At 65.8% G+C, this 15021-nt stretch carries 15 protein-coding genes and 1 tRNA gene; 11 read left to right on the top strand and 5 right to left on the bottom strand.

What is annotated here, in order from left to right:
* Positions 1-96: 96 nt before the first annotated feature.
* Genes AACH40_RS10680 through AACH40_RS10670 form a run of 3 tightly spaced genes read left to right on the top strand, consistent with a single transcriptional unit; the run spans position 97 to position 3954 of the window.
* Positions 97-1248, top strand: coding sequence for an aldose epimerase family protein (locus AACH40_RS10680; RefSeq protein ID WP_338642394.1), 1152 nt, complete (start codon positions 97-99; stop codon positions 1246-1248).
* A 29-nt stretch (positions 1249-1277) separates the two neighbouring features.
* A complete protein-coding gene (locus tag AACH40_RS10675; protein WP_338642393.1) occupies positions 1278-3074 on the top strand; it encodes an IlvD/Edd family dehydratase in 1797 nt (598 codons plus the stop codon).
* Positions 3075-3084: 10 nt separating this feature from the next.
* A complete protein-coding gene (locus AACH40_RS10670; RefSeq protein ID WP_338642392.1) occupies positions 3085-3954 on the top strand; it encodes an SMP-30/gluconolactonase/LRE family protein in 870 nt (289 codons plus the stop codon).
* A gap of 68 nt (positions 3955-4022) precedes the next feature.
* Here AACH40_RS10670 and AACH40_RS10665 read toward each other — a convergent pair.
* Both AACH40_RS10665 and yghU read right to left on the bottom strand, forming a co-directional pair.
* Positions 4023-4097, bottom strand: a tRNA-Gln gene (locus tag AACH40_RS10665).
* 95 nt (positions 4098-4192) lie between these two features.
* Positions 4193-5032, bottom strand: a complete 840-nt coding sequence (yghU, locus tag AACH40_RS10660; protein ID WP_338642391.1) for a glutathione-dependent disulfide-bond oxidoreductase — start codon at positions 5030-5032, stop codon at positions 4193-4195.
* 96 nt (positions 5033-5128) lie between these two features.
* On the opposite strand from yghU, the gene AACH40_RS10655 reads away from it, so the two are divergent.
* The 3 genes from AACH40_RS10655 to AACH40_RS10645 all read left to right on the top strand — a co-directional run bounded on the left by AACH40_RS10655 (position 5129) and on the right by AACH40_RS10645 (position 8207).
* Positions 5129-6166: a DNA topoisomerase IB gene (locus tag AACH40_RS10655; protein WP_338642390.1), complete on the top strand. Its 1038-nt coding sequence runs from the start codon at positions 5129-5131 to the stop codon at positions 6164-6166.
* A gap of 319 nt (positions 6167-6485) precedes the next feature.
* Positions 6486-6776: a GIY-YIG nuclease family protein gene (locus tag AACH40_RS10650; protein WP_338642389.1), complete on the top strand. Its 291-nt coding sequence runs from the start codon at positions 6486-6488 to the stop codon at positions 6774-6776.
* A 480-nt stretch (positions 6777-7256) separates the two neighbouring features.
* Entirely contained in the window at positions 7257-8207 is a 951-nt protein-coding gene (locus AACH40_RS10645; protein ID WP_338642388.1) for a bifunctional helix-turn-helix transcriptional regulator/GNAT family N-acetyltransferase, read from the top strand.
* A gap of 54 nt (positions 8208-8261) precedes the next feature.
* Here AACH40_RS10645 and AACH40_RS10640 read toward each other — a convergent pair whose 3' ends face one another.
* Both AACH40_RS10640 and AACH40_RS10635 read right to left on the bottom strand, forming a co-directional pair.
* Positions 8262-8624, bottom strand: coding sequence for a hypothetical protein (locus AACH40_RS10640; RefSeq protein WP_338642387.1), 363 nt, complete (start codon positions 8622-8624; stop codon positions 8262-8264).
* 47 nt (positions 8625-8671) lie between these two features.
* Positions 8672-9352 carry an HAD-IA family hydrolase gene (locus AACH40_RS10635; protein WP_338642386.1) on the bottom strand — a complete coding sequence of 227 codons (681 nt, stop codon included), beginning with the start codon at positions 9350-9352 and terminating at the stop codon, positions 8672-8674.
* Positions 9353-9414: 62 nt separating this feature from the next.
* Here AACH40_RS10635 and glmU point away from each other — a divergent pair, with 62 nt between their 5' ends.
* Positions 9415-10815, top strand: coding sequence for a bifunctional UDP-N-acetylglucosamine diphosphorylase/glucosamine-1-phosphate N-acetyltransferase GlmU (gene glmU / locus AACH40_RS10630; RefSeq protein ID WP_338642385.1), 1401 nt, complete (start codon positions 9415-9417; stop codon positions 10813-10815).
* 19 nt (positions 10816-10834) lie between these two features.
* Here the strand turns inward: glmU and AACH40_RS10625 are convergent, their stop codons facing one another.
* Positions 10835-11854, bottom strand: coding sequence for a proline iminopeptidase-family hydrolase (locus AACH40_RS10625; RefSeq protein ID WP_338642384.1), 1020 nt, complete (start codon positions 11852-11854; stop codon positions 10835-10837).
* A 155-nt stretch (positions 11855-12009) separates the two neighbouring features.
* Between AACH40_RS10625 and AACH40_RS10620 the strand changes: the two genes are divergently transcribed.
* Genes AACH40_RS10620 through glmS form a run of 4 tightly spaced genes read left to right on the top strand, consistent with a single transcriptional unit; the run spans position 12010 to position 14962 of the window.
* Entirely contained in the window at positions 12010-12462 is a 453-nt protein-coding gene (locus AACH40_RS10620; protein ID WP_338642383.1) for a DUF3291 domain-containing protein, read from the top strand.
* Between the two features lie 31 nt (positions 12463-12493).
* Complete coding sequence (locus AACH40_RS10615) at positions 12494-12742, top strand: CopG family ribbon-helix-helix protein (RefSeq protein ID WP_338642382.1); 249 nt, start codon at positions 12494-12496, stop codon at positions 12740-12742.
* A 12-nt stretch (positions 12743-12754) separates the two neighbouring features.
* Positions 12755-13120, top strand: a complete 366-nt coding sequence (locus tag AACH40_RS10610; RefSeq protein ID WP_338642381.1) for a PIN domain-containing protein — start codon at positions 12755-12757, stop codon at positions 13118-13120.
* 18 nt (positions 13121-13138) lie between these two features.
* Positions 13139-14962 (top strand): glutamine--fructose-6-phosphate transaminase (isomerizing), encoded by a 1824-nt coding sequence (glmS, locus tag AACH40_RS10605; protein WP_338642380.1) that lies wholly within the window; start codon positions 13139-13141, stop codon positions 14960-14962.
* Positions 14963-15021: the final 59 nt, after the last annotated feature.

Here is a 15021-nt window from a genome sequence, read left to right as displayed (position 1 = left end):
GTTCCGTCTCTTACCGGCTTGCGCTCGTTCTATTTGTCGGACTATATGCACTAAACGGCGGCGTCAATGGGGCTGCCTGCGTGAAAGGATACGGGAATGAGGGGTCGCGGCAAGAATTCGGCGGTGGTGGCGGCAGCGCTCTGCGCCAGCATCCTGGGTGGTACCGGCGCGGTCGCCGCCGAAGCGACGCAGGAAGCGGCCGGAACCCTTGCCGACGGCGCCCCGATCCAGGCCATCACGCTGAAGGCCGCAAACGGGATTTCGGCGCGCATCCTGTCCTACGGCGCCACCCTGCAATCGCTCAAGGCGCCCGGTCGCGATGGAACGCTCGCGGACGTGCTCCTCGGCTATGACGATCTTGCCGGCTATGTCGATCACCCCAACTATTTCGGCGTGACTGTTGGCCGTTACGCCAACCGCATTGCGGGCGGCGCCTTCACGCTCGACGGCAAGACGTATCGCCTGCCGCTCAACGACAAGACCAACTCGCTGCACGGCGGCGGCAAGGGTTTCGACAAGCAGGCGTGGAAGGTTGTCTCGATCAAGTCGGGGCCGGTCGCCAGCGTGGTGCTCTCGCTGCTCAGCCCCGATGGCGATTCCGGATATCCCGGCACCCTCGCAGCCACGGTGACCTACTCGCTCGACGAAGCGGGCAACCTGACCATCGCTTTCGAAGCGAAGACCGACAAGCCGACGATCGTCAACATGACCAATCACGCCATCTTCGACATGGCCGGCGAAGGTTCGGCGGCAGGAGCGATGGGGCAGCTTCTGACGATCCCGGCTTCCGCCTTCACGCCGGTCGATGAAAAGCTGATCCCCACCGGGGAACTGCGAAAGGTCGATGGCACGGTGTTCGATTTCCGCGCGCCGCGAACCGTGGCGCAGGGTCTTCGCGACGGGCGCGACCGGCAGATCGTGGTCGGTCGCGGCTATGACCACAACTTCGCGCTCGACAAGGGCGTGACGGCAACCCCGCAGCTCGCGGCGCGTCTTGAAGATCCGGCGTCGGGCCGCGTGCTGGAAGTGCTCAGCACCGAACCGGGTGTCCAGTTCTACTCCGGCAATTTCCTCGACGGCACGCTCGTCGGCAAGCAGGGCCATCTCTACCGCATGGGGGACGGGATCGCGCTTGAACCGCAGAAGTTCCCCGATGCGCCGAACCAGCCCGCGTTCGTGTCCGCCCGCGTCGATCCCGGCAAGCCCTACCGCCACACCATGATCTATCGCCTCAGCGTCGCCCGCTGAACGAAGTTCCTACCCAAGCGAAAGCTGCAATGACCGACACCCCTTCGATGAAGCTGCGCAGCCGCGCGTGGTTCGACAATCCCGCCAACATCGACATGACCTCGCTGTACCTCGAACGGTATCTCAACTTCGGGATCAGCCTCGAGGAGCTGCGCTCGGGCAAGCCGATCATCGGGATCGCCCAGACCGGCAGCGACCTTTCGCCCTGCAATCGCCACCACATCGTGCTGGCCGAACGCATCCGCGAAGGCATTCGCGAAGCGGGCGGCATCGCGCTGGAATTTCCGGTTCACCCGATCCAGGAAACCGGCAAGCGGCCGACCGCCGGGCTGGACCGCAACCTTGCCTACCTCGGGCTGGTCGAAGCGCTCTATGGCTACCCGATCGATGGCGTGGTGCTGACCACCGGTTGCGACAAGACCACGCCCGCGCTGCTGATGGCGGCGGCCACCGTCAACATTCCGGCGATCGCGCTCTCGGTCGGCCCGATGCTCAATGGCTGGCACAAGGGCGAACGCACGGGTTCCGGCACGATCGTGTGGAAGGGGCGCGAGATGATGGCCCGGGGCGAGCTCGACGCCGACGGCTTCATCAAGCTGGTCGCAAGCTCCGCCCCGTCGACCGGTTATTGCAACACGATGGGCACGGCCACCACGATGAACAGCCTGGCCGAAGCGCTGGGCATGATGCTGCCGGGCTCGGCGGCCATACCCGCGCCGTACCGCGACCGGCAGGAATGCGCCTATCACACCGGCAAGCGCATCGTCGACATGGTGCGCGAAGATCTCAAGCCCTCGGACATCCTCACGCTTGAAGCGTTCCACAACGCCATCGTCGTCAATTCCGCGATCGGCGGATCGACCAATGCGCCGATCCACCTTGCCGCGATTGCACGGCACGTGGGGGTCGAGCTGCCGCTCACCGATTGGCAGGAAAAGGGTCACAAGGTTCCGCTGCTCGTCAATCTGCAGCCGGCGGGCGAATACCTGGGCGAAGATTACTATCGCGCCGGCGGTGTGCCCGCCGTGGTGGCGCAACTGATGGGGCAGGGCCTGATCGCCGAAGCGGCGATGACGGTCAACGGCCGCACCATCGGCGACAATTGCCGGGATGCCGTCATCGAGGACGAGCGGGTCATTCGCCCGTTCGCACAGCCCTTGCGCGAAGAGGCGGGTTTCCTCGTGCTCACCGGCAACCTGTTCGATGCCGCGATCATGAAGACCAGCGTCATCAGCGAGGAATTCCGCGCGCGCTATCTTTCCAACCCCGACGATCCCGAAGCGTTCGAAGGGCCGGCCGTGGTGTTCGACGGTCCCGAGGACTACCACCACCGCATCGACGATCCCGCGCTCGGCATCACCGCGCAGACGCTGATGTTCATGCGCGGGGCAGGGCCGATCGGCTATCCCGGAGCCGCCGAAGTGGTCAACATGCGTCCGCCGGCCTACCTCATCACCGAAGGCGTCGGCGCCCTGCCGTGCATTGGCGATGGCCGCCAGTCCGGTACCAGCGGCAGCCCCTCGATCCTCAACGCCAGCCCCGAAGCGGCGGCGATGGGCGGTCTGGCCCTGCTGCAGACCGGCGACCGCGTTCGCCTCGATTTGCGCAAGGGCCGCGTGGACGTGCTGATTTCCGATGCGGACCTTGCCGAGCGTCGCGCCGCGCTGGAAGCGGCGGGTGGCTATCCCTATCCCGAATCGCAGACGCCGTGGCAGGAAATCCAGCGCAGTATCGTGGGGCAGCTGAACACAGGCGCCATTCTCGAAGGCGCGGAAAAGTACCAGCGCATCGCCCAGACCCGCGGGCTTCCCCGCGACAATCACTGAGCTGGCCGCCATGTCGAACTGGAAGGTGATCGAGCGCGCCGGCGTTCGCGATGTCCTGGGCGAAGGCGCCCTGTGGTGCGCCCGTGACAACGCGTTCTACTGGGTCGACATCCTGGCGCCCGCCCTCAATCGCCTGGCGCTGTCGACGATGCAGGTCGAACGCTGGGACATGCCCGAGCCGCTCGGCTGGGTGGTGGTCCATGTCGATGGCGGACTTGTCGGCGGCTTCCGCTCCGGCATCGCGCCGATCACGGTCGATCCCGAACTCGTCGTCGGGCCGCGCAAGGCGATCGAGGCGCACCTTCCGGGCAACCGGATGAACGATGGCAAGACCGATGCCACCGGCGCCATCTGGTGCGGCACGATGGACATGGGCGAAACGCAGGCCAGCGGCTCGCTCTATCGCATCGGCCCGCAGGGCGACATGTCGATCATAGACATCGGCTACATCGTGCCGAACGGCCCGACGTTTTCCCCGTGCAACCGCTGGCTTTACCACACCGACAGCGGACGGCGGACGATCTACCGCTTTGCGCTGGAGGACGGCCGGGCGCAGAAGGATGGCGTGTTCGCCGTCTTCGATGAAGATGATGGCTTCCCCGACGGCATGACGACCGATGCCGATGGCTTCGTGTGGATCGCGCACTGGGATGGCGGGCGCATCAGCCGCTATTCGCCCGATGGCGTCCGCGTGCGGACGATCGAACTGCCGGCACGGCGAATCACCAACATCGCCTTTGCCGGAGAAAACCACGATCGCATGTTCGTGACGTCGGCCTCGATCGGTCTGGACGCGACCGAATTCGACGGCGCACTGTTCGAAGTCGATTGCGGCACGGCAGGCCTCGCCACGATCCCCTATCCCGGGCCGGTTACCTGACATTCGCGTGATGGCGTCCTGCCGGACAAAGCGGCCGGGGCGCGGAATTTGCCGCTAATGCGCCTGCCTGGCTGGGGCGGCAGGATTCGAACCTGCGAATGCCGGTACCAAAAACCGGTGCCTTACCACTTGGCGACGCCCCAGCAGGAGGCGCGCTTATAGCCGCCTTTCGCTTCGTGAAAAGGGGGCTTGTGGCACCCGTCGGGGCAGGCCGGCAGAGCCCGCCCCGACAGCGGCTTCAGGCCGGCGAGAGCGTGTCGAAGTCCTTGGCCGAATGGCGTTCGAGCAGGCCCTTGGGGCTGTTGACCAGCCGGCCGCGCTGCGCGCCCGGCCGCGTGTCGATTTCCTTCACCCAGCGGTTCACGTTCTCGTATTCGTGCATCGACAGGAACGTCGCCGCATCGCCATAGGCATCGCCGCGGATCAGCCCGCCGAACCAGGCATAGGTGGCGATGTCGGCGATGGTGTAGTCCTCGCCCGCCAGGAACCGGCTTTCGCCAAGGCGGCGGTCGGCCACCGAAAACAGCCGCTTGGTTTCCATCGCATAGCGGTTGATCGGGTATTCCATCTTGTAGGGGGCATAGGCGTAGAAGTGGCCGAAGCCGCCGCCGATGAACGGGGCCGATCCCATCTGCCAGAACAGCCAGGACAGCGTTTCGGCGCGGCCCTTGGCGTCGGTGGGGATGAACCTGCCGAACTTTTCGGCGAGGTGCAGCAGCATCGCGCCGGATTCGAACAGGCGGATCGGTTCGGGCCCGCTGCGATCGACCATCGCCGGGATCTTGGAATTGGGGTTCACGTCGACGAAGCCGGTGGTGAACTGGTCGCCTTCGAAGATCTTGATGATCCAGGCGTCGTATTCGGCTTCGCTGATGCCGGCTTCGAGCAGCTCTTCCAGCAGGATCGTGACCTTCTGCCCGTTCGGCGTGCCGAGCGAATAGAGCTGGAAGGGATGGTCGCCCACGGGCAGCTCGGCTTCGCGGATCGGCCCGGCGATCGGGCGGTTCAGGCTGGCGAAGGCGCCGCCGTTGGGCTGGTCCCAGGTCCAGACCTTGGGGGGGACGTATTGTTCGGACATGCGGGCATCCTTGCTGGCAGGTGAACGTAAGGGAAGCTGGGCGGAAGTTGGGGGGCTGGGGCAGGAACCGCAAGGGGGCTATCCCGTTCGCCGAAGATGGAAAGCAAACCCCAGGCGCTGCGTTTCGGCAAGACCCGATTGATCTACGTCGACGATTCCCTGCCCGGCATCCGCCGTCGCCGCTGTGGCCGGGGCTGGGGGTACTGGGACGCGCACGGCCAGCGGATCACCGACCGCGAGGAGATCGACCGGCTGAATGCCATCGGTCTGCCGCCCGCCTATGGCGAGACATGGTTCTGCCCCGCCGCCAACGGCCACATCCTGGCCACCGGGATCGATGCCAAGGGGCGCAAGCAGTACCGTTACCACCCCGAATTCCGCGCCGCGCGCGAAGGGGAAAAGTTCGACGGCTGCGCCCGCTTCGGCCACCTGCTGCCGCTGGTGAGGAAGCGGGTGGAGGACGACCTTGCCGCGCCCAAGCTGACGCGCGAACGCTGCATCGCCTCGGTCGTGCGCCTGCTCGATACCGGCGGCATCCGCATTGGGAACGAAGCCTATGCCAAGGCCAACGAAAGCTTCGGCGCGACGACGCTGCGCATGGACCACGTGGCCGTGAAGGGGCAGGTGCTGCGACTGCGGTTCAAGGCCAAGTCGGGCAAGCTGCGCGAAATGCGCATTTCCGACCGAGGCCTGGTCCGCTTCGTCAAGAAGATGCAGGACCTGCCGGGCCAGCACCTGTTCCAGTACCTCGACGAACACGGCGAGGCCTGCCCGGTGGGCTCGGCCGACGTCAATGCGTACCTGCGCGAAACAATGGGCGATGACTTCACCGCCAAGCATTTCCGCACCTGGCACGCGAGCGCGCTGGGCTTCGAACTGCTCGCCGATGCGCGCGAGAAGGTGCCGTTGAAAGCGCTGTTGATGGACGTGTCCGAACGGCTGGGCAACACGCCCGCCATCGCGCGCAAGTCCTACATCCACCCCGCCGTGCTGGCGCTGGTTGACGAACAGGAAGCCTGGCGCGAAGGGCTGCGACTGCCGCGCGCGACCCGCTGGCTGAGCCGCGCCGAACGCGGCCTGATCGCCCTGCTGGAAGAAGGCCCCCGCGCGGTCGAACTGCTCAAGGCGGGGTGAGGCACGCGCCCCCCAAGTTGACGAAGTTGACAGTGTTCCAAAGGCAAAACCGGCAGTGAGGGCGCCGCTGGTGGGCAGCTGCGGAAGTTCGCCTGATATCAACGGTTTGAAAGAGCGACGCGCTGCCTTTTACGCGCGGTTTGGCGTGTAGGACAGTGGCTCAATCATTGCGTATGCAAGGTATGTGTCAACTTGTTCGCGAGCGTGGCTGTGCTGGCGAATTACAATGTCCGGTTCCGCCCAGTAGCGGACGTGTGATTCCCAACCGTCATGCCAGCGAAGGCTGGCATCGCTCTCGTCGTGGTGCGATGATCGGATCATGGAGCAGGGCGGCTGGACCTACATTCTGACCAACAAGCCGAGCGGTGTGCTCTACATTGGTGTCACCAGTAATCTGGCTGCGCGTATGGCGCAGCATCGGCAAGGCGCGGGATCGGCTTTCTGTCGCAAGTACGGGATCAGCCGGCTAGTGCTGGCCGAACGTCATGCTTCAATCGAGGAAGCCATTGCGCGCGAGAAGGCGCTGAAAGCGTGGAAGCGCGAATGGAAAATCCGGCTGATCGAACAAGCCAATCCGAGCTGGGACGATCTCTTTGATCATCTTGCCTGAGCCAGCGCCCAGCCGAAAGCGATGCCAGCCTTCGCTGGCATGACGAAGAAAAGGAAAGCGTCCGCTCCCCACCAACATCCGTCGTCGCCCCGTGCTTGACACGGGGCTTGGCTGTTTCGCGCTCGCGCCTTGCGCCACCGCTGCCGCATGCCATTGCTCCCGAAGGTCGAGCCAATAGAAGTTGTCCGCCTCGATCAGCGCGAATTTCCCTTCGGCGCCGTTGCCTGACGATTTTTCGCGCGCGATGGCGACGTCGAGTTCCTCGTGTCGCTTTGCGATCGCAAGGTCGCAAGGGAAGCCAATCCCCGTGTCAAGCACGGGGCGACGGAAGGGTTTTTATGTATTTGGCCGGTTCCCGCTCGATTCCGGCTCCGCTGTGATCGTTGCGCGTCCGTTCCGATCATAAGCAGGCGCGCCAACTTCCCGCTTGACGAATACCCACCTCCATATCACGTTATATAACACGATATGGAGGTGGGCGTGACGGACATTCTTGCGGACATGGGGCCATCGTTTCTGGGCAGTCGGCTGCGGCGGCTGGCCGAACGGCTGCAGGCGGGCGCGATGCAGGTGATCGAGCAGGCGGGGCTGCCGCTGCAGCCGGCGCACATGGTCGTGCTGGCGGCGCTGCGCACCGGGCCGATGACGGTGGGCCAGCTGGCCGAAGCGGCGGGGATCAGCCAGCCCGGCGTGACGCGCAGCGTCGGCCAGTTGAAGCAGCTGGGCATCGTGGCCGAGGAGCAGGGCGGCAGCGACCAGCGCACGCGGCTGATCGCGCTGACGCCGGCGGGGCGCGATGCGGCCCGGCGCGCCGCTGCGGACATGTGGCCGCGCATCGGCATGGCGGTGGAAGACATCCTGGGAGAGGGCACGCGGCACTTCATGGCCGAGCTGGCCGCGATCGAGCGCGCGCTCGATGCGGACTCCATTGCCGGGCGCGCGGCGCGGATGGTGCCGCAGGGCCTGACCCTGCTGGAATACGATGACACGCTGGCGGCCGACTTCCACGATATCAACGCGCAGTGGATCACCGCCATGTTCGCGCTGGAACAGACGGACCGCGAGGTGCTGGAAAACCCGCGCGCGCGGATCATCGATGGCGGCGGGACCATCCTGTTCGTGGCCGCGCCCGGCCTTGGCGTCGTGGGCACCTGCGCGCTGCAGCAGACCGGGCCGGGACGGTTCGAGCTGACCAAGATGGGTGTGCGCGAAAGCGCGCGGGGGCTGAAAGCGGGGGAATTCCTGCTCGCCGCGATGATCGAGCGCGCCCGCGCCATGGGCGCCGAGCTGCTCTATCTGCTGACCAACCGCCGCTGCGAGGCTGCGGTGCATCTCTACGAGAAGCTGGGCTTCGTCCACGACGCGCAGATCATGGCCGACTACGGCGCGCGCTACGAACGCTGCAACGTGGCGATGCGGTACCCGCTGTAGGAAGGGGCGGGAACCATGGCGGTCAAGGGCGCAGCGCTCTGCCCGCGCAGGCGGCTAGAACACCTTCAGCCGACCGGCCTCATCATAGATCTGTCCGCATTCGAAGGGACCATCGTCCGACGGGATGCGGAGTCTGTCGCCTTGGTCGAACGTCAACGTAAGGCAGTACGGTTCGACATCTAGCAGCCGCACGGTCTGGCCGATCAGGTGGTGGATCATCAGAGGCGACAGACGATCTTCGTCGGTATTGTGCTGCCGCAAGGTCCCGTCCGCCCCGATGTGCTGGACATCGCCCTCGACGGTGATCGATACATTGCCGCCGAAGCCGAACCCAAAGCTCCAAAAGCGCAGGGAGATGTTTTCGAGCGCTTTGCCGACGAGGAACTGCAAATCGGCGGGGGATGGGAAAGGGTGCATCTTTCGGTCCAGAAGGGGGCGGCAGGGCGCGCGCAATCCCAGAAGGCTTATCCCTTGCGCCCGATCACCTCCAGCGCGGGGACCAGTTCGTCGAAGTGGTCGATCACCGCGTCGGCGCCGAGTTCGTCGGGCGGCAGGTCCCAGAAGCCGAAGCGGCAGGCGACGACGGGCAGGCCCGCCGCACGCGCCGCGCCGACGTCGAACGTGGTGTCGCCGACGAAGGCGCCGCGCGTGCCGCCGCAACGCGCCATCATTTCGTGCAGCATGTCGGGCTGGGGCTTGGCGCGGCCGGGGCCCAGCGTATCGCCGCCGATCACGCAGGCGAAGCGGTGGAGCAGGCCAAGCTCTTCGAACAGGCGCAGGGCCATGTCCTCGCGCTTGTTGGTGGCGACCGCGATCTTCACGCCGCGCGCGTCGAGCGCGTCGAGCATCGCTTCGCCGCCGGGAAACAGGCGTGAATGAACGGCAATGTTGGCGGCGTAGTATTCGAGCAGGCTCGCCTGCAGCGAAGGGAAGGCGGCTTCGTCCACCCCGCCGCCGGCGATCAGCGCATTGCGCAGCATCTGCGCCGCACCGCCGCCGATGAACTGGCGGACTTCCGCCAGCGGCACCGGCGCGCGGCCGGCGAGGGCGAGCGCATGGTTCAGCGCGTTGCCAAGGTCTGCGGCGGTATCGAGCAGCGTGCCGTCGAGATCGAACCCGACCACGTCGAATGAGAAATGCGTCATGTTGCGCTCACGTGCCGTCCCGTTCTGGAAACTGCAAGCAAATGCTGGCAATAGCCCGTGCCATGACCGTTTCTTCCTCCCCCCTCGCTGCTTCCTTCACCGCCCCTCTCGCGATCGTCGTCCTCGCTGCCGGCAAGGGCACGCGGATGAAGAGCGACCTGCACAAGGTGCTCCACCCCATCGCCGGACGGCCGATGCTGATGCACCTGCTGGCGAGCGCCGCGCAGCTTTCGCCGCAACACCAGGTGGTGGTGGCGGGGCACGGGCGCGAACAGCTTGAAAAGGCGCTGGGCGGCGCGGCGACGATCGCGGTGCAGGACCCGCAGCTGGGCACGGGCCACGCGGTGCAGCAGGCGGAAGGCGCGCTTGCCGGCTTTGATGGCGACGTGCTGATCCTCTATGGCGACGTGCCGTTCGTGCGCGCCGAAACCATGCGCGCGATGCTCGAGAGGCTGCACGGGGATGATAATCCGGCGGTGGTCGTGCTGGGCTTCGAACCGGCTGACACATTGCAGTACGGGCGCGTGATCGCGCACGATGGCGTGGTTGCCAAGATGGTCGAGCACAAGGACGCGACCGACGCCGAGCGTGCCTGTCGCCTGTGCAATTCGGGGCTGATGGCGGTGCGCGGGGCCGATCTGTTCGGCTTGCTGGCGCGGGTCGGCAACGACAACGCGCAGGGCGAATACTACCTGACCGACATCGTCAACGTGGCGAACGGCGACGGGCGCGTCTGCGCGGTGGTGGTCACCGACGATGCCGACGAAGTCATGGGCATCAACAGCCGCGGCGAACTGGCGATTGCCGAAGCCCGCTGGCAGGACAAGCGCCGCGCCGCCGCGATGGCCGACGGGGCGACGCTGGTGGCGCCCGAAACGGTGTGGTTCGCCTGGGACACGCAGGTCGGCCGTGATGTGACGATCGAGCAGAACGTGGTGTTCGGCCCCGGCGTCACCGTGGCGGACAACGTGGTGATCCACGCCTTCAGCCATGTCGAAGGGGCAAGCCTGGCGAGCGGCGTAAGCATCGGCCCGTTCGCGCGGCTGCGCCCCGGCGCGGTGCTGGAAGAAGGCAGCAAGATCGGCAACTTCGTCGAGATGAAGGCCGCGCGGCTGGGCAAGGGGGCGAAGGCCAACCACCTGACCTACCTTGGCGATGCCGAGGTGGGCGAACGCGCCAACATCGGTGCAGGGACCATCACCTGCAACTATGACGGGTACTTCAAGCACAAGACGGTGATCGGCCCGCGCGCGTTCATCGGCTCGAACTCGGCGTTGATCGCGCCGGTGCGGATCGGCGCGGACGCGATCGTCGCGGCGGGCAGCGCGGTCAGCCGCGATGTCTCCGATGGCGAGCTGCGGCTGGTGCGCGCCGAACAGCTGATCAAGCCGGGCTGGGCCGACCAGTTCCACGACGCGATGAAGAAGAAGAAGGCGGAAAAGGCCGAAAAGGCCAAGGGCTGAGCGCTACCGCCCCCCGCGCTCACTCCTGCCGCTTGAGGAAGGCGATCAGCGCGGCGAAGTAGGCCTGCTGGTCGTCATAGAGCGCAAGGTGGCTGCCGTTGGCCATCAGGGCGTAGCTGCCCTTGGGAAACTCCTTCGCCATGCGCTCCATGTAGGCCGGGTCCATGGTGTCGTGCCGCGCGCCGATGACCAGCGTCGGCACCTTGATCGTGTGCAGGTCGGCAAAGCGGTCCCACTTTTCGAGCCGCCCGCTCGAGCCCAGCTCGCTCGGCCCCTGCATCAGCGTGTAGACGTGCACGTTCTGCCTGGCGAAGGCGCGGTTGACCGGTTCGGGCCACTGCGCAGCGGGGCGGCGCAGGATGTGCTGTTCGTAGAAGCCGGGGATCAGGATGCCCATGTAGCGCGGATCGCTGGTCTTGCCCTGCGCTTCGAGCTGTTCGACCATGGCGAGGTCGTCGGGCTTCATCTGCGGCTTCAGCACCTTGTCGGCATAAGCGTTGTAGGCCGGGATCGACGCCATCATGTTCGAGATCACCAGGCACTTGAGCGCATCCTGGTGCTTCAGCGCATATTCCATCGCCAGGATGCCGCCCCAGCTCTGGCCGTAGAGGCAGAAGTTGCCGGGACCGAGGCCCAGCGCGGTGCGCACCTGGTCCACCTCGTCGACATAGCGCTCCAGCGTCCACAGGTCGTCGTCGTCCGGCTTGTCGCTGAGCCCGGCGCCAAGCTGGTCGTAGTAGATGTATTCTATCCCTGCGCCCGGCAGGAAGCTGTCCATCGCCTCGAGATAGTCGTGCGGCACGGCGGGCCCGCCGTGGAGCAGCAGCACCTTGAGCTTGGGATTGTTCCCCACGCGCTTCACCCACACGCGGAAATCGCCCTTTGGCGTGTGGATCGGGATCATCGTCGCGCCGCCGCTCCACGCGTCGGCCCGACCGGCGGTGGCGTAGTAGCTGTCGGGCGGGGCGGCTGCCCCTGGCACGGTGGACAGTACGAGCGACAATGGCGCGAGCCAGCGCGCGATGCGGTGCAAGGTCATGGTCTGCGGTCCCCCCGTTCAGCCCCCGGGGCGGGCAGGGTATGGCGATCCCGGCGCGTCGACAAGCCGCCACTGGACGTATGGACGATTACGCAGCATGAGGTTCCTGCCCGGGGTTCCCGCCCCGCTTGCCGCAAAAGATCGAACGAGGGTCCATGCCGATTGCCCAGATCAACGTCGCGCGGTTTCGCGTTGCCAAGGACGATCCGGCCAATGCCGACTTCATGGCCGCGCTCGATCACGTGAACGCGATGGCCGAAGCCTCGGACGGGTTCGTCTGGCGGCTGGTGGGCGATGGCGGCAATGCGACCGACATCGCCGCTATCCCCGACGATCCGGACTTCATCGTCAACATGTCGGTGTGGCGCGATGTGCCTTCGCTCGAAGCCTTCGCCTATCGCCAGGCGGACCATCGCGCGGTGCTGGCGCGGCGCAAGGACTGGTTCGACCCATTGGAGCCGTCGATGGCGCTGTGGCCGGTGGCAGAGGGCCACGAACCCAGCGTGGCCGAAGGCATGGCGATGCTGGCGAAGCTGGGCGCGGAAGGGCCAGGCGATGGGGTGTTCACCTTCCGCTGGTGGCGCGAAAACCGAACCGCCAAGGCTTGACGATATCATGATATGATATCATGATATCGCCATGACCCGCATCCTTGCAGATATTCCGGACGACGACCTAGAAAAGCTCGATGCCCTGGCCGCGCGGGAGAAGCGTTCGCGCGCTTCGGCGATCCGCGAAGCGGTAAGGCTCTACCTCGTCCAGCACGAAGGTGACAGTGACTGGATCGAGCGCGGGTTCGGCTACTGGGCGCACCGCGACGACATCGGCGACGGGGTCGAATATCAACGCGCCATGCGGGAAGACCGCCGACCTTACCACGATATCTGAGACATCTGACGCGTGTCCGATCCCTTCTTCGACACCAGCATCGTGGTCGACTGGCTGAAGCGCAAGGCGCCGGCCAAGGTCGAGTTGCTGCGCTACAGGCGTCATCGCATCAGTCGTATCGTCTGGACCGAAGTGCTTGCGGGCGAACCGCTGGAACGGCGCGAACATGTGCGCGAATTAATCTCTCCGTTTGAAGTGGTTGAGATTGATGCGCGCATAGCAGCCGCCGCAGCCGATATCCGGCATCGCATGAAGATGAAGATGATGGATGCGTATATCCTCGCCACGGCGCAAGTGAATGGCGCAATCCTGATTACGCGAAACACCAAGGACTTTCCGGCCGAAATGCCGGGGATCCGCGTCCCTTATACTCTCTAACCAAAGGCAATTGCTCCCATGTGCGGAATCATCGGTATCGTCGGCAAGGATGAAGTGGCCGACCGTCTTGTCGATGGGCTCAAGCGGATGGAATACCGCGGCTATGACAGCGCGGGCGTCTGCACGGTCAAGGACGGCGCGCTGATCCGCCGGCGCGCCGAAGGCAAGCTCAACAACCTGGTGATCGAACTGGCGCGCAATCCCGCCGCCGGGCAGATCGGCATCGCCCACACCCGCTGGGCCACGCACGGCGCGCCGACCACCAGCAACGCCCACCCGCACGCCACCGGCGAAGTGGCGCTGGTGCACAACGGCATCATCGAAAACTTCCGCCCCTTGCGCGAGGCGCTGATCGCGCGCGGTCGCAAGTTCGAAAGCGAGACCGACACCGAAGTCGTCGCGCATCTCGTGTCCGAACAGGTCGAGGCGGGTCTTTCCCCGCAGGACGCGGTCAAGGCCGTGCTGCCGCAATTGCGCGGTGCCTTCGCGCTCGCCATCGCGTTCCGCCAGCATGACGACATGCTGATCGGCGCCCGGCTCGGCTCGCCGCTGGTGGTGGGCTATGGGGAAGGGGAAACCTACCTCGGTTCCGACGCGCTGGCGCTCGCCCCGCTGACGCAGAAGATCAGCTACCTTGAAGAAGGCGATTGGGTGGTCATCACCCGCGAAGGCGCGCAGATCTTCGATGTCGACAACAATGCCGTGACGCGCCCCGTGGTCGCATCCGGCGCTACGGCAGCCGCGATCGAGAAGGGCGAATTCCGCCACTTCATGCAGAAGGAAATCTTCGAGCAGCCGACCGTGGTGGCGCAGACGCTGCGCAGCTACCTGCGCCGCATCGACCAGACCGTGGCGCTGCCGCAGATCGATTTCGACCTGTCGAAGATCAACCGCGTGACGATCGTCGCCTGCGGCACCAGCTTCTATGCCGGGATGGTCGCCAAGTACTGGTTCGAACAGTTCGCGCGCCTGCCGGTCGATATCGATGTGGCGAGCGAGTTCCGCTACCGCGACCCGGTGCTCGAGCCGGGCGGCCTCGCCCTGTTCATTTCGCAGAGCGGCGAGACCGCCGATACGCTGGCGGCGCTGCGCCACTGCAAGGCGGCGGGCCAGACCATCGCCGTTGTCGTCAACGTGCCGACCAGCTCGATGGCGCGCGAGGCGGACCTGCTGCTGCCCACCCATGCCGGTCCGGAAATCGGCGTCGCCTCGACCAAGGCGTTCACCTGCCAGCTTGCCGTGCTGGCGGCGCTCGCCGCGCATCTCGCGGTCAAGCGCGGGCGGCTGACCCGCGCGGAAGAGGCGGACATCGTCGACCAGCTTGCCGAAACGCCCGCCTGCCTCAACGATGCGCTGTCGCATGACGACGAGATCGCGGCGATGGCTCCGCTGATCGCGCCGGCGCGTGATGTGCTCTACCTCGGGCGCGGGCCGGACTATCCGCTGGCGCTGGAAGGGGCGCTCAAGCTCAAGGAAATCAGCTACATCCACGCCGAAGGCTATGCTTCGGGCGAAATGAAGCACGGCCCCATCGCGCTGATCGACGAAGCCGTGCCGGTGATCGTGCTCGCGCCATCGGGGCCGCTGTTCGAAAAGACCGTCAGCAACATGCAGGAAGTGCGTGCGCGCGGCGGGAAGGTGGTGCTGATCTCCGATGCCGAAGGCATTGCCGAAGCGGGCGAGGGCTGCCTTGCCACGATCGAGATGCCCAAGGTGCACCCGCTGATCGCGCCGCTGGTCTATGCCGTGCCGGTGCAGCTGCTCGCCTATCACGTGGCGGTGGCCAAGGGCACCGACGTGGACCAGCCGCGCAACCTGGCCAAAAGCGTCACGGTGGAGTGACGCGACCGGCAGGGGCGCGCGTCACGGGGAAGTGACGCGCCAGCCGACGCGAAATGGCC

It is taken from the genome of Novosphingobium olei (genome assembly GCF_037076535.1).
Classification (GTDB): Bacteria; Pseudomonadota; Alphaproteobacteria; order Sphingomonadales; family Sphingomonadaceae; genus Novosphingobium; species Novosphingobium olei.
Note: the sequence above shows the minus strand (reverse complement) of the source record. Positions and strands in the feature narration are given on the sequence as shown.